The organism is Photorhabdus thracensis (assembly GCF_001010285.1).
GTDB lineage: Bacteria > Pseudomonadota > Gammaproteobacteria > Enterobacterales > Enterobacteriaceae > Photorhabdus > Photorhabdus temperata.
On record NZ_CP011104.1, the window covers coordinates 3,744,565 to 3,766,542 of the forward strand.

Genomic DNA, 21,978 nt, shown 5'->3' on the forward strand with positions numbered 1-21,978 from the left:
TTATATTTACAACAACTAATTTATGAAAGCCATTCATTTTAATCAGTTTTTAACTTGTATTCGCATAATAACAATCCCTCTCATCAAAATATCGATTACTTATATTTCCGTTAATCTTGGATGTTCAGATCGCAAAAATTGGACTGAGTTCCCTCCAGATGATCTATTATCTTGAAATCCATAGGGTATAGAGATTTATTTTGCAGGACGTTGTTGACGTGATAATAATTTATTCTATTTTTTCCGACTAAATCTAGCCATGCCCGGCTTTTATGGATTGGAAACGAATCCGGGATTTTCTGCGCCTGGTTTCCAGCTCACTTTCATTAATCTGAACCCGATAGAAAGGCTGTGGAAGGTGATGAATGAACAAGTCAGAAATAACCATTATTTCGCCTCGACGACCTTGTTCAGGCAGGCAATACATCGCTTTTTTACGGAAATATTACCGGAACTTGCTGGCAACTTGTCGTGTCGTATTAATGACGACTTCCAGGTTCTGAATCCTGCATCTTCAAGTTAAGCGGGTATACACGTGATGGTCAAACTACCCTTAGCTCAGTTAAATTGAGAAACACAGATCCATTAAACGTATATAATTTCGTGTTAGAAAAAACAGATGATAAAAGTGAATTGTTACCTGAAGATGCTTTACTTTTCGCTGGTGGCATTTTAGTCGGTGATAATAACCTGCAAAGAAAGCTATCGATATCAAATTGATATCTCAGACCGTTAATAAACCCTATTGAAAAGATAGGGTTTGTTTTTTAGTCATAGAAAATTTCAAACATCGTTTTTAGCAGTTGACGAGTTTCTGGTGGCTTCAAAATCCTGCTCAACGGTTTTTCCAGCATTAAGTTGGTGGATTTTATCTGCCGATAATAGGACAGTATCCCACCCCCATTATTTACCAAAATGTGATCTGTGACAGACATAGAACAACAGTAACGCTTAACAACAACCTCGCTAAATAAATTAAAAAAATTTATAAATAATCATTTCTAACTAATTGACAGAATAAAATACTTTGGTTTTTTAATGAGCTATATCATCAGTTTTAATCGATATTCACGATGAGAATTAATATACTTGATAGTTTTTAACGATCAATAGTGTGATTTTTGAACGTTTTAAACAATTTTATTTTTCAAATTATAACTTATAATATTAGTTTCAATTTGAAATATTACAATTTTATGAATATTTTTATATGTGTGATTATAACGTGTATATTTTATTTCTTTTTGTAAGCATGTGAGTTTTCAGTTTAGGCGGCAGTTCTGAAGTCGCGTGTTGGAGTGCGTCTATCATTTTGATTTTGGAGTTATCAGCATGAATAAGAAAGTCAGTGTGTTGCTCAGTGCCAGGCGTCAAGCGGGTTTTACTCTGATTGAAGCGTTGGTTGTGATGATTGTTGGTATTGTGATATTAGCCGCAGCCGCAGCGGGGATTGGTAAGTTGTTCCGGGCGTCGGAAATTTCAACAGAATCGTCGAATATTACTCAGATGGCAGCAAATTTGAAATCAATTAAAAACGGTGCCAAAGGTTATGACAGTTTGGATAACAAGATTGCCATCCATTATAAGGTTGTTCCGGCCAATATGACTCAGGATGGGACAAGCGGAATTATTTTTAATAGTTGGAATGGCAAGGTGCTTATTTCGCCGGGAGATGCTACCGCTCAGACGTTTAAGATTGAGTATCAAAATGTGCCTGATGAAGCTTGCCAGCAACTTTCGTTGAAGTTGCGGGTGGCGGGTTGGTCGAAAATGACCGTCGGTGGTGGCGGAAAAGGGCAACAGTCGGCGACGGAAATTAAGCCGGATTCGACTTTGGCTCAAATTAATACCGCATGTAATGCCAATGATGCCAATACCGTGACGTTTATTTCTGCCAGTTAGGTCGTTTATTGATTTTTTTATGTGGTGTGTAGCTTGGTTGTCTTGTTGAAGGCTTCTCAAGCTGCATTTCCTGTGGTGCAGGAGAATGGCCGGTCTGCTCTGGTTTTGTTGGTGTTTCCTCACTGCTTATTTTCCTTACTGAATGGGGCGCTTTTTGCGCTAAATGTGTCGGGAGATCATCATGGTAATGGAATGGCTGCAATCTTCTGCGGGGTGTTTGGTCCTGACGTCGGGGTTGCTGGGGCTGTGTGTCGGCAGTTTTTTGAATGTGGTGATCTGCCGTCTGCCGATCATGATTTTCTCTGAAATCAATAATGAGGCGGCTGGCTTTAATCTCTGTTTTCCCAGTTCACATTGTCCACGTTGCAGTCATGTGTTAGCGGTCCGCGATAACATTCCGCTGTTGAGCTATTTGTGGCAGAAAGGGCGCTGTCGATATTGTAACGGGATGATTTCAATACGCTATCCGTTAGTTGAAGGAATGGTAGCGGTGCTTTTCTCTTTGCTGGCTTTGGATATGGGCTGGAGTTACTCGTTGTTGGGGCTGTTGGTACTCAGTTCTTTGTTGGTGGCGCTGGCGGTAATTGATTTCGAATATTTGTTGCTGCCTGATCAACTGACACTTTCTTTGTTGTGGTTGGGGTTGCTGTTCAATCTGCAATCCGCCGGATTTGTGACACTACCTTTGGCCGTGAGTGGCGCGGTTTGTGGATATCTGTTTTTCAGGCTGGTTGAGTGGATCGCCCGGCGATTGACTCAGCGTGATGCATTGGGAATGGGGGATGCCAAATTCCTGGCGGCGCTGGGTGCCTGGTTGGGGGTGGAAGCGCTTCCAGCAGTGGTTTTGCTGGCGGCAGAGTTCACGCTGATAAGTTATCTGGCGATTCGGTGGCTACGCAGAGTTAAGACGGTACCACAGATACCTTTCGGGCCAGGTTTGGCGATGGCTGGGTTAGTTGTGGCGTTTTTCCATAGATAGCCGGATATGAGTGCAGCACGCTTGGGCGGAATTTTCTTTTGGGTAAATCTTTTGGGTAAAGAGTCCATCGGATGAAATAGATGTTGATACTTTTAAGAAGGGCTGTTTATGCATGATGAATCTGTGTCCATATTAACGATACGCCGCCGTAATGCCGGTTTCACTTTACTGGAAGTGACGGTTGCACTGATGGTGCTGACGTCAATGATGGTGGTTGGTGTGGTTTATCTGAACAGGCAGAGTGATATGCTGGTTAATCAGGTAGTTGCCGGGCAGATCCAGCATCTTGGCGATGCAGTGGCGGATTATGTGAATGATAATTACACCGCTTTAAGTCAGGGGCCCACGCCGACACCTATCAATTGGGCAGAGATGCTCCCCTATTTCCCCCCGGGACTGGACCAGAATACGGTCAATCCACTGGGTCAGAAATATGATGGCGTATTACGTGTCGTCATGTTGCCCAATGGCAAGAAACGCATTGATCCGTTGATTTACACCGTTCCAGCAATGGCTGACGGCAAGCCGCCGGATGTTGCTGGTCATTCGATGAAGATCGCGCAGTTGATTGGTGTTGGCGGTCTCTACCTGGATTACCGGAATCGTGACAGTAATAATCCAGCCACTTATTGGAACAGTTATGGTCAGGTCAATGCGCCTGAATCTTTTGCCGGTTTTTTCAATGAGCAACCTAATGAAATCGGACGCATTTTTTATGCTCCATTCATCCGGGACGCAGCAACCTATGGGCCAGGTACATTAGCCGGTGATTTGCTTCACCGGCAAAAAACAGACGGACATCCAGAGTGGAATAGGATGGAAACCAGCATCAATATGGGCGGCAATAGACTCGATCAGGTGGATACGTTGTCGATGAAAGGTGCCGGTGTTGTTGATGGTGTGAATAAGATGGCTTTCTCTTCCCGTTTTCAGGAAAAACAATCCTATGTCTCGCAAGGTGATGATGGGGAAATTGTTGTCAATCCGGCGCACGGTACGTTGTTTATCCTGGATGGTAATGCCAGTTTTAATAAGAAAGGTACCTTGGCCGTCGGTGATGTTCAGGCAGATAAGGATGTGGTGGTTGGCAACAATTTAGTGATAAATACCAAAACCGGCAGTTTTGCCGGTGGCAGTTGTCCGGCTTTGGGGAATGTCTCCATGAGTAAGCAGGGAGAACTGCTGGTGTGTCAGCACATAAGTGCCATTATTCCGGTTTTGCAATGGAAAGAGGCTACCGGAGGCGAGAGGTTGTTTGCGGGCAGTGGCTATTGGCCTGCGGCGGGGGGGAAACCTGAGTTGGCGGGGGCGATAACGACCTATTATGTCAGCAGTGGCGGTAAGGCAAACAGTCAGCCTTTCTTCAATAATTCAGATTCTCCGGTGTTGGTGACTGCGTCCACACCGCCGCTTTCCGATGGCTATCATATGCGTTGTGTGTTAGCGGTATATGAAGCGGATAAGAATGGTAACAACCGGGAATATGATTTACCGCTGGTTTTTCAGGGATCTGGACTGACCGATTATCTGGAAGGCAGTGCCAATATTAACCTACAGAATGCCGGGACTTGTGCGGTGACATTTATTGCCGGACCGCATCGCAAATATAACATTACCAGCGTGTTCCATTCTTCTAAAAACAACTCCCATATTCGGGAAGTGATAACTGATGATCAGGCGCATTCTGTGCATCTTGTTATTTGGAATTGATCAATCCGGTTTAGTGAATTTCTGCTGTCTTTAACTTGCAGGAGAACAAAAATGTGGTCATTAGCTATTGTTGGGATCGTCATTGTATTTTTCATGCAACTGATTTTCGGCGAGTTATTGCATGAAGTCCGTGTGCAATCGGTGCGGGCCAGAACAGATATAGCTGCGATGTTTCGTAGTTATGCTTCAGCCAGTGAGCAATTGCTTAATCGTCATGCTCAGGGAGAGATCAGGCGTCGGAAGATGCGGCAGGTATTGACTGCGATGCACATGGAGTGGGTAAACACTGATGCGTGGTGTGACAACGCTTCTGGCAAGTGTCTTTGGGGAGCATTTATCTCAGGGGCGCATGTCTATATTTTCCGCAAAAATATCAGCTACGGTGACAATGTGCTGCTGCATGGCGCCTTCGCCGAGTTGCTGAGATGGGGGGCGGAACCCGATCAGATCGGTTTCAAGAGCGGTTCCAGGCTGATCGACGGTCGGGGAAAACGAATAGGCAGCCCACTTGCCAGACAATTACCCGATGGTGTCCGGAAATTTGTGTCTGACGGCGCGCTGGTGGAAATACTGTAGTTACTGCTCGGCAAGTGGGTTTTTCTTTTGGGTAACTGGCTGCTTCTTTTTCTTTGGGAAGATCTCATGAACAAAATAATCGCATATATTTTTACGACACTCGTCTGCATATCAAATATCGCCGTTTACGCAATGCCTGTGCCAACACTGGTTCCTGTGGCGGCGGTGTGGACAGCAACTCCAGGGCAAACTCTGCGTGATGTTACGCAAGCATGGGCGAGCAAGTCCGGCTATGAAGTGGTATGGGATGCCTCCTATGATTTTCCGATCCGGGCAGGGCTGCGTTTCGATGGTACGTTTATTCAGGCGATGACCGGGTTGTTCAACGCCTATGCGATGGCACACCGTCCTTTCACCGTTGATATTTATCAGGAACAGCGGCTTGTCCATGTGCAGGCTCAGGGGTAATAACCATGTCTATTCAGTTTTTGACGTTTTCCAGATTGATATTGTTGTCCTGCATAGCTGCTGGTTTGCCAGGTTGTGCGGCAATCAACAAAGTCGATCATCAGGCGGATAATGAGATGACGAATGCGACCGAAATTATTAAGGGATTACGCAATAGCGCCGCTTCCACCGCGGTGCATGTTCATCAACATGGTTATTGGGTGTCAACCAAGGAGATCCCATCGAAGAAGGAGAGTGAAACAGTCTCCTGTAACTTGACTTTGCAGGAAGCAGAGCCGATGACGTTGAGTGAGTTTGCCGGCAAGATCAAACGTATTTGTGGTGTACCGGTAGTGATCAGTGCTGATGCGCGGCTAGCCACGTATCCCAGTTCGCCATCGGGTGAAAAAGGAGGTGAGCGAGGAGTGGTGGTTGTCAATTCAGGTTCGCAACCCGTATCTGAAAACGGTGAACCGGAAGTGTTGAAAATCAATGTGAATTGGCATGGATCACTGGCGGGTTTGCTCGATTCAGTCATTTTATCGTCAGGGTTGCATTGGAAAGTCCATAATGGCGCAGTGCATATTTTCAAAACAGAGACGCGGGTGTTTCAGATATATGCATTGCCGGGCACCGATGCGTTGTCTTCCAGCGTGACCGCGACGACCAGTGCGACGTTTGGCGGTGGCGCGGGTGGGGGCGATAGTGGTAACAGCGGTAATACGCAAACCCTTGCCACTTCTTTGACACGTTCGGTGATGGATGAGATCCAGAAAACGGTGTCAGGGATGCTGACGCCGGGTGAAGGTAAGTTAACCTTGTCGATGGCGACGGCATCATTGGCGGTAACCGACTCCCCTGAAATACTCGACAGAGTTAAGGATTATATTGATCAGCAGAATAAATTGCTGACCACGCAGGTGGTGCTAAATGTCAAGATCCTTAATCTGACGTTCGATCGGGATGATCAGTATGGCGTCGATTGGTCGTTGGCTTATAAAAGTGCTCATATAGGATTGGCTGATAAGAACTCGACTGTTATTGATGAGGGAGGTATCAATACCAATATCCACATTCTTAAAGGACCATTCAGTGACAGCACTTTGCTGATTAAGGCGTTATCGGCTCAGGGCAAAGTATCCATAGTGACGCAACCCTCTGTTACCACGTTGAATTTGCAGGCGGTACCGATGCAGGTGGCAACTCAGACCGGTTATGTTTCATCAATTTCTAACACGTTGACACCACAAATCGGTACTTCGGTGGGGATTGAGCCCGCGACAGTGACGACCGGTTTTAATATGTTGATGCTGCCTTATGCCATGGCTGATAAGCAAATATTGTTGCAATACAACATTAGTTTGAGCGATTTGAAGAAGCTGGCGAAATTTGGCAAGGAAGAGACCGGTCAGGTGCAATTGCCGACGATAGACTTGCGTGCGTTCAGCCAGAAAGTGCGGCTGCACTCAGGTGAAACTCTGGTGTTGTCGGGGTTTGAGCAACAGTCGGATACCAGTGAACGCAGTGGCTTGGGCAGCCCGGATAATCAGGTCCTGGGAGGAAGTCGCGAGGGTAAAACAAATCATAATGTGATCGTGGTCATGATTACCCCTATAGTGGTAGATTAAAAGATGATCCGGACCGGGACAGACGTGGAGCACGTCATGCAAATCAAGCTATATGGTAAAACTCTGGTGGCTGGCATCATCTGGCGACCACCGGTAACTGGGTTAGCGCGTTCTAACATGCGCAGAAATGGGATTGCGGCGGGGTTTACCCTGGCTGTCCGGCATCGTGTCGGGCAAGGTATTCAGATCGGTTACGTACCAAAGGAGGCTGGTGCGCAGGGTGATTATTCATTGGCCGCTGCCCTTGCCAAAGCGGTGGATAAACCTAACTGGATCGGCGCGTTTCGTTTGTCTGATGGGCATTATGCGTTAGTCGCGGTACATCAGGGCGCAATCATGGCTGGACGTGACGTGATCGGCGCCCGCGAAGAGATCGAGGCGAAGTTGCGTGATACTGTACAACTGGTAGAGGGCGCCAACGGGGTATGGAATGTGATTTATGCGCCGAAGGAGTTTGAATCGTTGTGGCCGGAGATGCCATTGGTGCAGTTGTTGCCGAAATCTGCATTGAAAAAATCTATCGGTCAGTTGGAAAGCTTAACGGGTGAAATGTCGAAGCATCAAATTAAGCTCTTTGGCATGAGCGCGGGTTTGGCCATTTTGCTGGCCGGTGGTTGGTGGGGGTGGCACATCTATAAGCAGAATACGGTATTGATCACACCGGATTTATCCAACGAAGTCGAGGAAATTCCGCCGCCGCATCCGTGGCTTGCACAACCGCAAATAGCATGGCAATTCTCCACATGGAACAGAGCGTTAGCCAGGATCCCTTTGTCCCTTGCGGGTTGGCAGGTTGACTCCATTCTCCTGGATGCTGATACGATTTCCGTGAGCTACCAGCGTCATGAAGGCATGCCGATCAATATTTTTCAGATTGCCGCTATCAATATATTCCAGTCTGACCCTGTGATTTCCAATGGGGGAGAGCAGGCACAGGTATTGATACCGTTCAATCAGCAAAGTGAGGATTTGCCGGAAGGCGACGACGACGTATTGCCGTCGTCAGATCAGGCGCTGATTGAGTTAACGTCTTATTTCCAGGCGCTGGATTTGCCGCCTCCGGTTTTGACTGAGAGCGCCTCTGTTCTGCCACCACCACCGCCTCCTACGGCAGAAGGGGAGACTCGCGTGTGGGCGAACCCTGACTGGCAGACTTATAGCTGGACGCTCTCTTCCCAATTACCTCCAGATGCCTTGTTTTCAGGTAAGCCGCTTCCTGGATTGAGGGTCACCAGTGCCAGAGTTGTGTTATCTGACGGTTTTCCTCAGTGGGAGCTTAGTGGAGTTTTCTATGCAAAAAATTAGTCAATTTATAATCAGTGTATTGGTGGTGTCGGTATTTTCCCTGGCATATGCACAAACATCACCTGCTGAGATCCCGGCGGTTCAGGCAAAACCTGTGGCGCAGAAACCGGCATTGCCGGCGGCAACGACTGACAGTGTTGCTGAACAATTGGCAAAGTTACAGACCGAGGTGATGTTACTTAAAGCTGAAACCGCCAGGGCAAATGCGCAGGCTGAACTCGATAAAATTTCCAGCGTCGTGAATAAAAGTGGCGCGATCAATAATGATCTGCCTTTAGTTAAGTCAATCTTTGGGCGCAACGGTGCGCTGATTGCCACGCTGCGGTTTCGTTCGGGTGGCATCATGGATGTGAAAGCCGGTGATCGGTTGCCGAATGGTTACAGAGTGGTTCGCATTAATAACGGTGTGGTCACTTTTACCAAACAGGGACGATTCTATGATGTAGGGCTGACTGCGACTAACGATGCATCGTTATTGGATAGCCTGGATTTAATGGTTGCACCGCCGTTGCCGTTAAGTCGTTAATTGCTGATAGGTGGAAATTCCTATGGTAATAACAAGTTCCGATCTGCTGTGTATGGTCAGGCAGGGGGCGAAAGTGTTATCCGTCCTGAGCGGCGCACTTGAAATAGAGTTGGCGAATCGCAGTTTGATATGTCTTATTGAGTTACCCCAGCAAAAAGGGCAATGCGTGCTTGCTGTGTCCGCTTCTCACCGGCTCGATCCCCATGTACTGGCCTATGAGGAAACGGTTAAAAGGCACGGTTTCATTTATCAGATTGTCACCTGTGGGATGGGGAACATATTGGAGTTGTACCGTCTCAGCAAGAGCCATCATCATCGTCATGGGCTGGGAGGCACTGAATCCGATGTTCAGCGTTATATCACTCGCTTAATCGGTGAAGCCACGCAGGAGCGTGCGTCGGATTTACATATCGTTGCCCGGCATAATTATTGTGAGATCCGTTGCCGTGTTGATGGTTATTTGCGGCCCGTGGAGCAGCTGCGTCCCGAAGAAGGATTACGACTGTGTGCGACGATTTACCAAAGTATGTGCGACGTGGCAGAGCCGACTTTTAAGCCGATGCAGGCACAGCGTGCGCGAATGAAGGATGAATTTCTTACCGAATGCGGGCTTTCCGGGGCGCGGATTAATACCCGCCCGCTTGATCGTGGCATGTTAATGGTACTGAGATTGTTGTATGCGGATAGCCCCGGTACGGTGTGCACCCTGAGTGATCTTGGCTATTTGCCGGAACAGTGTCAGATATTGGAAGAGCTGATGGACCACCGGGCCGGGGTCGTTCTTTTGTCCGGTGCGACCGGTAGCGGCAAGAGCACTACCCTGAAAGTTGTAATGCAGAAGCTGATAGCGGAACAAGCGGGTATTCATTTGCTCACGCTTGAAGATCCACCTGAATATGAGATTGAAGGCGCTAATCAGTCGCCCATAACCGGCGATCGTGGTGATAGCGTGGTTGTTGAACAAGAATGGGCAATGGCAATCGCTGATGCTATGCGGCTCGATCCTGATGTCATTATGGTCGGCGAGATACGTGATGCGGTTACCGCAAAGATGACGTTCCGCGCCGCAATGACAGGCCATCTTATTTGGACCACGATACATGCAAACGATGCTTTAGCGATCCTGCCCCGTTTGCAGGATGAGGCGGTAATGGGATCACTGTTGATGGATTCACGGTTAGTGATCGGTTTAGTCAGTCAATCGTTGGTTCAGGTGTTATGCCCTCATTGCAAAGTTCCCTTGCAAGGGCATGAGCAGGAAATTTCCGGGCGTCTGTTAAAACGGTTGAATCTTTATTGCCGGCCGGAATCGGTTTGTTTACAGGGAGAAGGCTGTGACTATTGCAAGCAGAGCGGCATCGTGGGCCGAACGGTAGTTGCTGAAGTGGTACGTACTTCTCCGGGTTTAATGCAAGCTTATCAAGCCGGTCATCATCACGGGGCAACCCGGTATTGGATGATGGAAATGGGCGGATTAAGCAAGATTGACGCACTTATTCACAAAATAAATGACGGAATCATCGATCCCCGTGCTGGAGAACGCGTCATGGGGCCGATTATCCCCACGATCCATCAAATAGAGTAAAACACCATGTTCCTGACCGATTTTGTTGAAAGACTGAACTATCGAATGGCGAAGATACAGTTCGGTAAGAAAGCGCGGATTCGTTTCTACGGGCATCTTATTATGATGCTGGAAAATCGTGTCATGCTGATTGATGCGTTACGTGAAATGTATAATGTCGCCAGCAATGAAGGCCAGAAACCCAACGGTGGTTATGCGTTGGTCTTGAGTCGTTGCTATGAATCTGTGAGCCAGGGCAGCACGTTGGCAGAGAGTTTGCAGCAATGGATTGGTCCTAATGAAGTCGCTGTGATTGCCGCGGGTGAGCGCTCCGGCGACATACATAGCGCTTTCATGGATGCGATTGCCATGATTGAGGCGGGTAGCAAGATCCGCAATGCGGTTGTCGGCGCCTCTATTTATCCGGCGGTGCTGATTGGCATGATATGCGTCTTGTTGCACATTGTGGCGGGTAGTTTGGTTCCCAAACTGGCGGCGGTTTCTAAGCCGGAAACCTGGGATGGCGCGGCTTATACCCTTTATGTGATGGGAACATTTGTTAATGACTATGGGCTGTATTCGCTGATATTCCTGGTGATATTGATCATTCTGTTGTCATTGTCGTTACCTTTTCTGGGCGGGCGGTTGCGAACCGTGCTTGACCGGTTTCCGCCGTGGTCACTGTACAGAACCATTCATGGCAGCATGTTCATACTGAATGTATCGTTGCTGATCCGCTCAGGGATGATGTTGCAATCGGCGCTGGAATTGCTGTTGGAACAGGCGGGTTCGCGTTGGTTGTATGTGCGTATCGCTGCCACGCTCGAACATATTTCAATGGGGGCTGGTTTTGGCGAGGCGCTGCGCGATACGGGTTATCGTTTTCCTGATAACGAGGCGATCAGTTATCTGAGGCTATTATCACGATTGCAGGGGTTTGATCAGTCAATGGCGAAGTTTGCACGACACTGGCTGGATGAAACGATAGTCAAAGTGCAGATAGTCACCCGTGGATTCCTGCTGGCTTCGATCCTGATGATTGGTGGCATGTTGATGCTGGTTGTTACGGCGGTGTCTGGTATTGAAAATGCCATTGAACAGTCGTTATCTCTGCCATCTGCTTAACGTTGAAATTAATGATGAAAACCAGACAGGACATTGAAATTGGAACCCGTGAAGTTCAGGGAACGGAGGGAATGGATAGTGCATGTCGTGAGGAAATGCTGGATGAGCTTAGACAAGCTTGTGGGCCTGTTATCCTCCAGGCGCTTGCTGATAAGAATGTGGTGGAAATCATCATTAATCCTGATGGAAAACTGTGGATTGAATCGCATAACCAGAACATGAATGAAGCTCAATCCGATTTTCCGGCAGAGGCGGCGGAGCGGATTTTGCTTATTTCTGCTTCATTGCAAAAATCGGACATTGGTACCGATGTGGGCCTGATTGAAGGTGAATTCCCGTTGGGGCGCGCCCGTATTGCCGGCGTACTGCCTCCGTTGGCAAATGCGCCTGCTATTGCCATTCGCAAACACTCTCCTATTGTATTATCGCTGTCTGATTACCGGAAAAGCGGCATTATTAAGCCGATAGGCGCTGCCGCTATGCGGCAGACTTCCGGGCTGGCGATCCACAAACGCAGCTTTGAGCACCCGATTGAGGCAATCCGTGAAGCAGTGGTTATGCGCAAGAATATCTTGATCGTTGGCGGTACTGGTAGCGGGAAAACGACGCTGACGAATACTATTTTGCATGAGATTAGCCTGCAATGCCCGTGTGACCGTATCGTGGCGATTGAAGATACGATGGAATTGCAGCTTAACAATGCTAACCGTGCACTGTTGCGAACCAGTAAAGATGTGGATATGCGCCGTTTACTGCGAACGACGATGCGTTTGCGTCCGGACCGTATCGTGGTAGGAGAGATTCGTGGTGGTGAAGCTTATACTTTGCTCAAAAGTTGGAACTCCGGGCACCCTGGAGGAGTAACGACAACGCATGCCAACTCATCTGAGGAGGGGTTGCAAAAATTGGCGCATTACATTTATGAAGATAAAGCCGCGCAGGGTTTTACTCCCGGGACGATTGGCTGGATGATCGCCAAGAGCGTGAATCTGGTGATCGTGATAGAAAAGATTGCAACGGAACCCGGGCGAATGGTGACGGAAATCTGTGAAGTTACTGGGTTTATGAATGATCGTTACAACATGAATGTCTTGTGCTTGCAGAGTAATGGACACTGTGAATTCAGGCCACGTATTTGAGGTTGGGTTTGATGTTACAGGTTTTTCAACGTACAGTTTTAAATAAAAGGTTTTAACTTTTTAAAAAGAGATTTGTTTTATATTTGGGATATTGGTTTAATGGTTTTTGTCTTGTCTTCATTAAAATGGCTATTTTAGCGTAATAAATGGTATGTGCATTTAGTACTACAGCCGTACTTACTTTTTTCAACAGAAAAGACACTCATAGAAAAGCTTAATTCATGCGGTTTCTCAGAGTTGTGAGCATCAAGGAAAATGCAACTTTCTGGTATCTACGGCTGTAGTACTAAATCAAGAAATTAAATCAAGCAAGGAGATAAATATGCATTTGAATAAGAAAATTTTCCTGATTTCCCCTTTCTTACTCGCTATGAGTAGTTTTAGTATGGCATGTATGAAAGATCCGGAGGTAATTAGGAATCAGGTAAAAGATGCAATAATTAAAAATGAATTGGAAAAAACTAAAGTGATGTCTATGTATGAAAATTGCAAACTTAGGGCAAATGTAAAAGATTTTGAAAAGAGAAATGATATTGAATTAAACAAAGTTAAAGATTCCCAGGATCCTGAAGATTCTAATATGGAAAATGCGAAGTATTGGTATAGGGGAATGGATCAATATGAATATAGATCATTGGATGACAAGAAGAAGAATAATTATGAAAGAGTCGTTTGTGTTACAGAAGAAAAAAGCTATTGTGGAATTACACCTCAGTTTACTTATGCGAAAATTTATCCGAAACCTTCTCCGGGTAAATCTAAGGACAGAATAAAACCAAAAATTACTATAAGATTTAATACTGAAGAACACGGTTGGCTGTATAATGATTTTAACGGTAAACATGGCTGTGAAGGTAAAACTGAAGCTGGAGAATCGTCGTACGGACTTGGTAAACAAGGAACATCGAAAAGTTGTGATGAGGAATATAAGAGACTTGGAATAGGAAATGTATTTAACAAATGGTTATCAGAAGGGAAAATACAAGCCGAAGTTTATTATGTACTATTGCCAAAAGATCCAAAAAAATAATTGTAACATTTTTTCTACAATTATGTAATCGTTAACCCTAAATTTGTGCAGATAAATGTAAACATGAAGTGCCGCATATCTGCGGCACAATTAAATTTTTCTGTAGCTTAATTTTCTGTAGTAACTTATGTTTTTACTTGGCAAACATAATTAGATTTCAATCAAACGGGTGAACAACAAATGCTGAATATCCTGCTTCTGGGCCATGATGACATGTGCTGAGATCTGATTAACATTATCTATTGAGTAAATAATTCGGTATCCACCTGATGTATTGCATTCACGGTATTTGCTGCAACCTAATTTCATGAGTTCGGCAGAAATAGGTGGCCCCTCAGGAAAAGAGCAAACTTTATTTTCAAATTCCTTCACTAGTTTTTGAATTATTGGCCTTGGGTCTATTTCCTTACTGCGCAAAAATTCTGAAATAATTTTTACGCTGGTTTTAGCTGTTTCTGTATATTGAACGGTAACATTATCTGACATTTTTGATGGCATTTAGCTCTCCGGTTATTAACAGCTCATATATTTGCCAATAACTGATCGCTGGTATAGATTCGCCCTTGTTCTTTATCTTTCTCAGAAAGTGTGAGTAATTTAAGCAAAGCTATTGCTTGATCTCGTTGTTTTCTTTCTGTAAATGATTCAATAACATAGGCTGGTACACCATTTTGTGTGACCAGAATTGGTTCAGATAATTCAAGAGCAGAGGCGTTCTTTTTTATAAAGCTGATCGTTTCAATTCTCATTGTGACCTTCTAATCATTTTTGTAATTAATAGTATGCTTCCTCAATCTGGTGTGTCAGCGCTTGTCACTACCGTCCATGATGTGATTAAGTTGGCTGATTGGTCTAAATATAGTTTTTATTTGGTCTGCTTGCAAATTTTTATCTCACTTTATTTTGCGCTATAGAATTACGTTGATGATAGTACGTTCTTGAAGATATCAGTTTGAATTGGAAGCGATTTAGTTTAATAGAGAAATAGGAGAGGTTAGTAAGGACTGAGTTTTGTGTGGAATTCAGTCCTTATATTAGTTTGATATGCCAGAAACGGTTACGCTTCTCCCTGTGCCGATTGAATCGCCGTCAGTGCAACAGTGTAAACAATATCGTCTACCAAAGCGCCACGGGATAAGTCGTTCACCGGTTTACGCATACCTTGCAGCATTGGCCCGATAGAAACCAGATCCGCAGAGCGTTGTACCGCTTTATAAGTGGTGTTGCCGGTGTTCAGATCAGGGAAGATGAACACGGTAGCTTGACCGGCAACTGGTGAGTTTGGTGCTTTGGATTTCGCCACATCTGCCATGATAGCGGCGTCATATTGCAATGGGCCATCAATGATCAGGTCCGGGCGTTTTTCCTGTGCCAGACGGGTTGCTTCACGTACTTTCTCAACATCACTGCCCGCACCGGAGTTACCGGTAGAGTAGGAGATCATAGCAACGCGTGGCTCGATACCAAATGCTTTAGCAGAATCCGCCGATTGAATAGCGATTTCAGACAGTTGTTCAGCTGTCGGATCCGGGTTGATCGCACAGTCACCGTAAACCAGAACTTGTTCTGGCAGTAGCATAAAGAATATGGATGATACCAGCGAGCTGCCAGGTGCGGTTTTGATTAACTGTAATGGTGGACGGATCGTGTTGGCTGTGGTGTGTACTGCACCGGAAACCAAGCCGTCAACTTCGCCCTGTTCCAGCATCAATGTACCCAGAACAACGTTGTCTTCCAGTTGTTCGCGTGCGACGACTTCGGTCATGCCTTTGTTTTTACGCAGTTCAACCAGGCGTGGGACATAGCGCTCACGTACAGCAACCGGATCAACAATTTCAATACCTGTACCCAGTTCTACTCCCTGAGCAGCTGCAACACGGCGGATCTCTTCTGGATCGCCCAGCAGCACACAGCGCGCAATACCTCGGTCAGCACAGATAGACGCCGCTTTCACGGTACGAGGTTCATCACCTTCAGGCAAAACAATGCGCTTACCTGCTTTGCGTGCCAGCTCAGTGAGTTGATAACGGAATGCCGGCGGTGACAGGCGGTGTGGACGTTCAGAGTTCGCTGTCAGCGAGTCAATCCACTCTTTGCTGATGTGTTGTGCGACGTAGTTTTGCAGTTTTTCGATACGTTCATGGTCATCTGCCGGTACTTCCAGGCTGAAACTTTGCAGGCTCAGGGAAGTCTGCCAGGTGTTGGTATCAACCATAAAGACGGGCAGGCCAGTACCGAAAGCACGTTCACACAGTTGCTTAATAGGTTCATCAATGGCATAGCCACCAGTCAGCAGAATCGCACCGATTTCAACACCGTTCATAGCCGCCAGACAAGCTGAAACCAGAACATCTGGACGATCAGCAGAAGTCACCAGCAGGGATCCTGGACGGAAGTGTTCCAGCATATGTGGAATACTGCGTGCACAGAAGGTCACGGATTTCACACGACGGGTTTTGATTGCGCCTTCGTTGATAATGCGGGCGTTCAGGTGTTTTGCCATATCGATTGCACGCGTCGCAATCAGATCAAAATTCCACGGAATGCAGCCAAGGATTGGCAATGGGCTATTTTTAGCCAGTTTGTTTGGATCGATGTTAGCTACGATGGCTTTTGAGGATTCGTCAAAGATCTCTGACAGATCAGGACGGGTACGACCTTGATCATCAACCGGCGCATTCAGTTTGTTAATGATAACACCGGTAATGTTCTGGTTTTTGCTGCCACCAAATTCAGCACGAGCCAGTTCAACGCGTTCTTTCAACTGCTCCTGGGAATCGTTACCCAGCGCCAGTACGAACACAATTTCAGCGTTCAGTGTCTTGGCGATTTCATAGTTCAGTGATTGAGAAAACGGATGTTTACGGGTTGGAACCAGACCTTCAATCAGGATAACTTCTGCGTTTTTGGTGTTTTCGTGGTAAAGGGCCACGATCTTTTCCATCAGGACATCTTTCTGATTCGTGGTCAGTAAAGACTCCACATAGGCCATGTCCAGTGGTTCAGCGGTTTTAATGCTGGAATGAGAACGGATGATGGCAGTGGTCTGATCTTGTGCGCCACAGCAACGGGATTGGGCGATGGGTTTGAAAACACTCAGGCTGACGCCTTTCTGCTCCATTGAGCGGATAACACCCAAACTAACACTGGTCAGGCCGACGCTGGTGCTGGTAGGGATTAACATAATTGTGCGGGACACGGAAACCTCTTTACGGTTGCTCGTTGGTCAAAATAGTACCGCCAGCAGTTGCTGGCGGTGTGCAAAGTATTACGCGGTCAGGCGCGCAGCGTCTTGAGCGATGACTAATTCTTCATTCGTCGGGATCACCAGAGCAGGGCGGCTGTTGTCAGTCGTGATAGTGCCGGATTTACCGAAACGGGCAGCCAGGTTGCGTTCGTGATCATATTCAAAGCCTAACAGAGCCAGTTTTTTCAGTACCAGTTCACGCACCAGTGAGGAGTTTTCACCGATACCACCGGTAAAGATAATGGCATCCAGACGGCCTTCCATCAGGGCAGAGTACGAACCAACGTATTTAGCCAGACGATGGCAGTAAACATCCATAGCACGTTTAGCATCGGCTTTGGTTTCGTAGTTATCTTCTATATAACGGCAGTCGCTGGTGACTTCTGTCAGACCCAGCAGGCCAGATTCTTTAGTTAGCAGTTTGTTGATCTGTTCAACGCTCATGCCCAGAGCATCATGCAGGTGGAAAATGATAGCAGGATCGATATCACCGCTGCGGGTACCCATGACCAGACCTTCCAATGGTGTCAATCCCATGGAAGTGTCAACACACTGACCATTAACGATAGCGGAGATAGAACCGCCATTACCCAGATGGCAAACGATAACATTCAGCTCTTCAACCGGTTTGTTCAGCATTTTCGCTGTTTCACGGGAAACGAAGAAGTGGCTGGTTCCGTGTGCGCCATAGCGACGGATACCATGCTCTTTATACAGGTTGTATGGCAATGCATACAGGTAAGCTTCTTCCGGCATAGTCTGATGGAAAGCGGTATCGAAAACGGCAACGTTTTTGTCCGCCAGATGTGGGAAGCCTTTTTTCGCTTCTTCAATACCAATCAGGTGAGCAGGATTGTGCAGTGGCGCGAATGGAACCGCATCTTTAATGCCCTGAATAACGTCATCATTGATGGTAACAGAAGCGGTGAACTTTTCACCGCCGTGAACAATACGGTGACCGATGGCGGCGATTTGAGCAGAAAGTTCTGGTTTTTCCGCCAGAATAGTATTAACAATAAAGTTCAATGCTTCACTGTGGGCTGCACCAGCACCTAAAGCGGCTTCATGTTTTGTGCCATCCATTTTCCACTTAATACGGGCTTCAGGCAGGTTAAAACACTCAGCTAGACCAGAAAGATATTCTTCACCGTTAGTAGGATCGATGATAGCAAATTTCAGAGAAGAGCTACCGCAATTGAGAACCAGTACCAGCTTACTTGACATGGAAATACCTATATCTTGTTTGTCATTATGTCTTACAGATAAGACATGTGATTAATAGAACGTCAATTACTCATCAGCATAGCGCATAGCAGTGATGACGTTAAATGATTAACATCATGCCAGGTGTAAAGAGCATGATGATAAGGTTTACATTTTTTTAAGAACCTTTTTTACCCACATGGTGTTAAATCATAGGGTGATTTGTTAACAAAATGAGCCTAAATGCAATAAAAAAAAAGTAAAATATGCTGCTTTACTGCTATGGACAGTATAAAAGTGGGTGTAGGATACCGATAGCCAGCAGTAAAGACAAAATATACTTAATCCTACAAAAAATATTTTATCACTTACAGGCTTTTTTTAAAAATTATGTTTTTAATTGATCGAGGTCATGATGAGCACAATGCCTCCTGCCAGTAGCGGATGGATAAGAAAGATGCGACTGGGACAGCAATATATGAAGACTTGGCCGATTGAGAAACAACTTGCGCCCATGTTTCCTGAAAACCGGATTATTAAAGCAACCCGTTTTGGTATCCGGTTTATGCCACCGTTGGCTATTTTTACGCTGACGTGGCAAATCGCACTGGGTGGTCAACTGGGCCCGGCTGTTGCGACTGCGCTGTTTGCGTGTAGTTTACCTATGCAAGGATTATGGTGGTTGGGGAAACGGGCATCAACACCTTTGCCTGCGACGTTGCTGAAATGGTTTCATGAGATCCGCGATAAATTTGCCGAAGCCGGTATCGCAATGGCGCCGGTGCGACAAACGCCGACTTATCAATCTCTCGCAGAACTGCTGAAACGGGCGTTTAAACAACTCGATCGGTCGTTTCTTGATGATATTTAACCGGAAAAAATTGAAAAAACAGATGCATTGTTGATCGCAACTGGAGATTTTCCCTCAATAAAATGGTCTACTAATCACGTTTTCGACACCATATCTTCTTTATTTGTTGATAGAGGCCATTTTGAATAGCGAACTCTTGTGGGTGCTGACCCTGTTATTGATAGCTATCGTTCTTTTCACTACCAATAAACTTCGTATGGATATTGTCGCGTTATTGGTGATTATCGCATTTGTCATGAGTGGAACCTTGACGCTGGGTGAAGCAACCAGTGGTTTCAGTGATCCCAATGTTTTGTTGATAGCAGCCTTGTTTGTTATTGGTGAAGGGCTGGTGAGAACCGGTGTCGCTTATCAAATGGGGGACTGGCTGGTAAGGGTTGCCGGAAACAGTGAAACCAAGATGTTGGCGTTATTGATGATGACAGTTGCTGGTCTTGGTGCTTTTATGAGCTCCACGGGGGTGGTGGCGATTTTCATTCCGGTGGTGCTGAGTGTTGCGGCCAGAATGAAAATTTCACCGGGGCGGTTGATGATGCCTCTGAGTTTTGCCGGGCTTATTAGTGGAATGATGACGTTGGTCGCGACGCCGCCTAATATGGTCGTTAACAGTGAGTTGATAAGGGAAGGGCTGCCCGGTTTCAAATTCTTCTCCATTACCCCTATTGGTGTTTTGATTCTGTTTGCTGGCATTGGCTATATGCTGGTCACGCGTCACTGGCTGGCAAGAAACCAGTCTAATAGTGGTGATGATAAATGGAACCGCCGCACTTTCCGTGACCTTATCCGCGACTATAAATTATCAGGTCGTGCCCGTCGCCTGGCAATCCGGCCAGGTTCCCCACTGATTGGCCTCTCTCTTGATGAATCGAATTTGCGTGCCCGCTATGGGGCTAATGTCGTTGGTATTGAGCGCTGGCGGCGTTTCCGGCGTGTTATGGTCAGCGCGGTTGGCAATACGGAATTGAGAGAGCGGGATGTCTTGCTGATTGATATGTCGGACAGTGAGGTGGATCTGCGTGAATTTTGCAGCGAACAATTGTTGGAGCCGATGGTGTTGCGCGGGGAATATTTCTCCGAACAATCCCGTAATGTGGGTATGGCCGAAGTCTCTTTGATTCCAGAGTCAGATTTATTGGGTAAGTCCCTGCGGGAAATAGGTTTTCGTACCTGCTACAGTTTAAATGTTGTCGGCATTCGGCGTGATGGTGAACCGTTGTTGGGTAAACTGGTAGATGAACCACTGCAACTTGGGGATATTTTACTGGTTATTGGTGACTGGAAACTGATCCGCGTTCTGCAAACTAAAATGCGCGATTTTATTGTTCTCAATTTGCCCGTTGAGATTGAGGAAGTCGCGCCGGCAACATCTCAGGCTCCCCATGCACTTTTTAGCCTGGCGCTGATGGTTGCCATGATGCTTACCGATGAAGTACCCAATGTGATTGCTGCGTTGATAGCTTGTCTGTTGATGGGGAAATTCCGCTGTATTGATATGGAAAGCGCTTACCGTTCTATTCATTGGCCCAGTATTATCCTGATTGTCGGGATGATGCCGTTTGCACTGGCATTACAGAAAACCGGCGGGATTGATTTGATTGTCCGCGGCCTGATGGATATTGCGGGTGATATGGGGCCGAGGGTAATGCTGTTATGTCTGTTCGTACTGTGTGCCGTAATCGGTTTGTTTATTTCCAACACGGCAACGGCGGTATTAATGGCGCCGATAGCCATTGCTGCGGCGCGTGAAATGGCAGTATCGCCTATGCCATTCGCCATGATTATTGGTGTGGCCGCTTCTGCCGCATTTATGACCCCGGTTTCATCACCGGTGAATACGCTGGTTCTTGGTCCAGGCGGTTATAAGTTCTCTGATTTTGTCCGTTTGGGCGTGCCGTTTACCATTTTAGTGATGGTGATTAGTGTGCTGATTATCCCTTGGTTGTTTCCATTCTAATCTGGGATGTCGAGGCTAATCTCGTCCAGTGACAGGCTGAACCCCGGCACAAAAACTGTCATAAAGTAATCCATCTCTTGGCTGTGGCGGGCAGCCAGGGTTTTTTCAAGCCGGGCTTTCGCCAGATTGAATTCACTGTTACCTGCTGATAGCTCTTCCAGACATTTGAGATAAGCGCACAGGGCATCAGCCTGTTTAACAATAGAAATTTCTTCTTCTGTATGCTGGCTGTCATCCAATATCGGACGAAAATCTTCTTGCAACTCTGCCGGCAGCATTTCCAGTAATTTTTTCTGCGCGATTTTTTCTATCTTTTTATATTCCCGTGCAATATGCGGGTTATGATATTTGATAGGGGTGGGTAAATCCCCGGTGATAACTTCGCTGGCATCGTGATACATCGCCAGCAGCGCAATACGTTCAGCATTCACATTGCCGCTGAATTTGCGGTTTTTGATAATCGCTAAAGCGTGTGCGACAAAGGCCACTTGCAGGCTGTGTTCAGAAACATTTTCTGTACGCACATTGCGCATAAGAGGCCAACGATTAATCAGTTTCAGACGGGAAAGGTGGGCAAAAAAATGGCTCATACTCATTCTCTTACAGTGGGAAATTGCTTTTATTGTGATCGGTTGGCTGGGATAAGTAAACTTTAAAGTCATTTCTTAATTTTTATCCCTTGGTTGTAGAGGTAAGATGCTGTTTATCCGGCACATTAACCCTATTTTGCCAACGGGAACTCAGATCGTATAACGCCAGTGATATGACCGACTAATTTACATTTACTATTAGCTGGCAATGTTATAATCGTAATGGATATATTTTTTTGAGA

At 46.3% G+C, this 21,978-nt stretch carries 19 protein-coding genes and 1 pseudogene; 15 read left to right on the forward strand and 5 right to left on the reverse strand.

The window, feature by feature from the left end:
* Positions 1 to 328: 328 nt before the first annotated feature.
* The 13 genes and pseudogenes from VY86_RS24905 to VY86_RS16160 all read left to right on the forward strand — a co-directional run.
* Positions 329 to 523, forward strand: a pseudogene (locus VY86_RS24905) (IS630 family transposase); the annotation flags it as partial.
* 809 nt (positions 524 to 1,332) lie between these two features.
* The gene (locus VY86_RS16105) at positions 1,333 to 1,902 is read left to right on the forward strand and encodes a type 4 pilus major pilin (protein ID WP_046975722.1); all 570 of its coding nucleotides are present in this window, start codon (positions 1,333 to 1,335) and stop codon (positions 1,900 to 1,902) included.
* Between the two features lie 181 nt (positions 1,903 to 2,083).
* Positions 2,084 to 2,881, forward strand: a complete 798-nt coding sequence (locus VY86_RS16110) for a prepilin peptidase (protein ID WP_046975723.1) — start codon at positions 2,084 to 2,086, stop codon at positions 2,879 to 2,881.
* A gap of 108 nt (positions 2,882 to 2,989) precedes the next feature.
* Entirely contained in the window at positions 2,990 to 4,591 is a 1,602-nt protein-coding gene (gene pilV / locus VY86_RS16115; RefSeq protein WP_046975724.1) for a shufflon system plasmid conjugative transfer pilus tip adhesin PilV, read from the forward strand.
* 51 nt (positions 4,592 to 4,642) lie between these two features.
* Positions 4,643 to 5,167, forward strand: a complete 525-nt coding sequence (locus tag VY86_RS16120; RefSeq protein ID WP_046975725.1) for a hypothetical protein — start codon at positions 4,643 to 4,645, stop codon at positions 5,165 to 5,167.
* 66 nt (positions 5,168 to 5,233) lie between these two features.
* Complete coding sequence (locus VY86_RS16125; RefSeq protein ID WP_046975726.1) at positions 5,234 to 5,575, forward strand: toxin co-regulated pilus biosynthesis Q family protein; 342 nt, start codon at positions 5,234 to 5,236, stop codon at positions 5,573 to 5,575.
* Positions 5,576 to 5,580: 5 nt separating this feature from the next.
* The gene (gene pilN / locus VY86_RS16130; RefSeq protein WP_046975727.1) at positions 5,581 to 7,182 is read left to right on the forward strand and encodes a PilN family type IVB pilus formation outer membrane protein; all 1,602 of its coding nucleotides are present in this window, start codon (positions 5,581 to 5,583) and stop codon (positions 7,180 to 7,182) included.
* 36 nt (positions 7,183 to 7,218) lie between these two features.
* Entirely contained in the window at positions 7,219 to 8,487 is a 1,269-nt protein-coding gene (gene pilO2 / locus VY86_RS16135; protein WP_228939563.1) for a type IV pilus inner membrane component PilO, read from the forward strand.
* Positions 8,474 to 9,013, forward strand: a complete 540-nt coding sequence (gene pilP / locus VY86_RS16140; RefSeq protein WP_046975729.1) for a type IV pilus biogenesis protein PilP — start codon at positions 8,474 to 8,476, stop codon at positions 9,011 to 9,013. The genes pilO2 and pilP overlap by 14 nt, the downstream gene beginning before the upstream one ends.
* 22 nt (positions 9,014 to 9,035) lie before the next feature.
* On the forward strand, positions 9,036 to 10,598 hold the full coding sequence (locus VY86_RS16145) for a GspE/PulE family protein (protein ID WP_046975730.1): 1,563 nt from the start codon (positions 9,036 to 9,038) through the stop codon (positions 10,596 to 10,598).
* Positions 10,599 to 10,604: 6 nt separating this feature from the next.
* Positions 10,605 to 11,702, forward strand: coding sequence for a type II secretion system F family protein (locus VY86_RS16150; RefSeq protein WP_046975731.1), 1,098 nt, complete (start codon positions 10,605 to 10,607; stop codon positions 11,700 to 11,702).
* 11 nt (positions 11,703 to 11,713) lie between these two features.
* A complete protein-coding gene (locus VY86_RS16155) occupies positions 11,714 to 12,841 on the forward strand; it encodes an ATPase, T2SS/T4P/T4SS family (RefSeq protein WP_082111250.1) in 1,128 nt (375 codons plus the stop codon).
* A gap of 322 nt (positions 12,842 to 13,163) precedes the next feature.
* Positions 13,164 to 13,871, forward strand: a complete 708-nt coding sequence (locus tag VY86_RS16160) for a hypothetical protein (RefSeq protein ID WP_046975732.1) — start codon at positions 13,164 to 13,166, stop codon at positions 13,869 to 13,871.
* Between the two features lie 150 nt (positions 13,872 to 14,021).
* On the opposite strand, the gene VY86_RS16165 is transcribed toward VY86_RS16160, so the two are convergent.
* The 4 genes from VY86_RS16165 to ackA all read right to left on the reverse strand — a co-directional run bounded on the left by VY86_RS16165 (position 14,022) and on the right by ackA (position 18,342).
* A complete protein-coding gene (locus tag VY86_RS16165; protein ID WP_046975733.1) occupies positions 14,022 to 14,369 on the reverse strand; it encodes a type II toxin-antitoxin system RelE family toxin in 348 nt (115 codons plus the stop codon).
* Between the two features lie 23 nt (positions 14,370 to 14,392).
* On the reverse strand, positions 14,393 to 14,620 hold the full coding sequence (locus VY86_RS16170; protein ID WP_046975734.1) for a prevent-host-death protein: 228 nt from the start codon (positions 14,618 to 14,620) through the stop codon (positions 14,393 to 14,395).
* Between the two features lie 308 nt (positions 14,621 to 14,928).
* The gene (gene pta / locus VY86_RS16175; protein WP_193386988.1) at positions 14,929 to 17,055 is read right to left on the reverse strand and encodes a phosphate acetyltransferase; all 2,127 of its coding nucleotides are present in this window, start codon (positions 17,053 to 17,055) and stop codon (positions 14,929 to 14,931) included.
* Positions 17,056 to 17,139: 84 nt separating this feature from the next.
* Entirely contained in the window at positions 17,140 to 18,342 is a 1,203-nt protein-coding gene (ackA, locus tag VY86_RS16180; protein ID WP_046975736.1) for an acetate kinase, read from the reverse strand.
* 394 nt (positions 18,343 to 18,736) lie between these two features.
* On the opposite strand from ackA, the gene yfbV reads away from it, so the two are divergent.
* Both yfbV and VY86_RS16190 read left to right on the forward strand, forming a co-directional pair.
* The gene (gene yfbV, locus VY86_RS16185) at positions 18,737 to 19,192 is read left to right on the forward strand and encodes a terminus macrodomain insulation protein YfbV (protein ID WP_046976922.1); all 456 of its coding nucleotides are present in this window, start codon (positions 18,737 to 18,739) and stop codon (positions 19,190 to 19,192) included.
* A 121-nt stretch (positions 19,193 to 19,313) separates the two neighbouring features.
* The gene (locus VY86_RS16190; protein WP_046975737.1) at positions 19,314 to 21,146 is read left to right on the forward strand and encodes an SLC13 family permease; all 1,833 of its coding nucleotides are present in this window, start codon (positions 19,314 to 19,316) and stop codon (positions 21,144 to 21,146) included.
* Here the strand turns inward: VY86_RS16190 and yfbR are convergent.
* Positions 21,143 to 21,742, reverse strand: a complete 600-nt coding sequence (yfbR, locus tag VY86_RS16195; RefSeq protein WP_071789529.1) for a 5'-deoxynucleotidase — start codon at positions 21,740 to 21,742, stop codon at positions 21,143 to 21,145. The genes VY86_RS16190 and yfbR overlap by 4 nt on opposite strands.
* Positions 21,743 to 21,978 lie beyond the last annotated feature (236 nt).

Bases quoted from the DNA above. Each gene is read 5' to 3' on its own strand.
- VY86_RS16120 (WP_046975725.1), top strand. From the start codon at position 4,643: ATGTGGTCATTAGCTATTGTTGGGATCGTCATTGTATTTTTCATGCAA.
- pilO2 (WP_228939563.1), top strand. From the start codon at position 7,219: ATGCAAATCAAGCTATATGGTAAAACTCTGGTGGCTGGCATCATCTGG.
- pta (WP_193386988.1), bottom strand. From the start codon at position 17,055: ATGTTAATCCCTACCAGCACCAGCGTCGGCCTGACCAGTGTTAGTTTG.
- pilN (WP_046975727.1), top strand. From the start codon at position 5,581: ATGTCTATTCAGTTTTTGACGTTTTCCAGATTGATATTGTTGTCCTGC.
- VY86_RS16170 (WP_046975734.1), bottom strand. From the start codon at position 14,620: ATGAGAATTGAAACGATCAGCTTTATAAAAAAGAACGCCTCTGCTCTT.
- VY86_RS16145 (WP_046975730.1), top strand. From the start codon at position 9,036: ATGGTAATAACAAGTTCCGATCTGCTGTGTATGGTCAGGCAGGGGGCG.
- VY86_RS16125 (WP_046975726.1), top strand. From the start codon at position 5,234: ATGAACAAAATAATCGCATATATTTTTACGACACTCGTCTGCATATCA.
- yfbR (WP_071789529.1), bottom strand. From the start codon at position 21,742: ATGAGTATGAGCCATTTTTTTGCCCACCTTTCCCGTCTGAAACTGATT.
- pilV (WP_046975724.1), top strand. From the start codon at position 2,990: ATGCATGATGAATCTGTGTCCATATTAACGATACGCCGCCGTAATGCC.
- VY86_RS16160 (WP_046975732.1), top strand. From the start codon at position 13,164: ATGCATTTGAATAAGAAAATTTTCCTGATTTCCCCTTTCTTACTCGCT.
- VY86_RS16110 (WP_046975723.1), top strand. From the start codon at position 2,084: ATGGTAATGGAATGGCTGCAATCTTCTGCGGGGTGTTTGGTCCTGACG.
- VY86_RS16155 (WP_082111250.1), top strand. From the start codon at position 11,714: ATGATGAAAACCAGACAGGACATTGAAATTGGAACCCGTGAAGTTCAG.
- ackA (WP_046975736.1), bottom strand. From the start codon at position 18,342: ATGTCAAGTAAGCTGGTACTGGTTCTCAATTGCGGTAGCTCTTCTCTG.
- VY86_RS16105 (WP_046975722.1), top strand. From the start codon at position 1,333: ATGAATAAGAAAGTCAGTGTGTTGCTCAGTGCCAGGCGTCAAGCGGGT.
- pilP (WP_046975729.1), top strand. From the start codon at position 8,474: ATGCAAAAAATTAGTCAATTTATAATCAGTGTATTGGTGGTGTCGGTA.
- VY86_RS16150 (WP_046975731.1), top strand. From the start codon at position 10,605: ATGTTCCTGACCGATTTTGTTGAAAGACTGAACTATCGAATGGCGAAG.
- VY86_RS16165 (WP_046975733.1), bottom strand. From the start codon at position 14,369: ATGCCATCAAAAATGTCAGATAATGTTACCGTTCAATATACAGAAACA.
- yfbV (WP_046976922.1), top strand. From the start codon at position 18,737: ATGAGCACAATGCCTCCTGCCAGTAGCGGATGGATAAGAAAGATGCGA.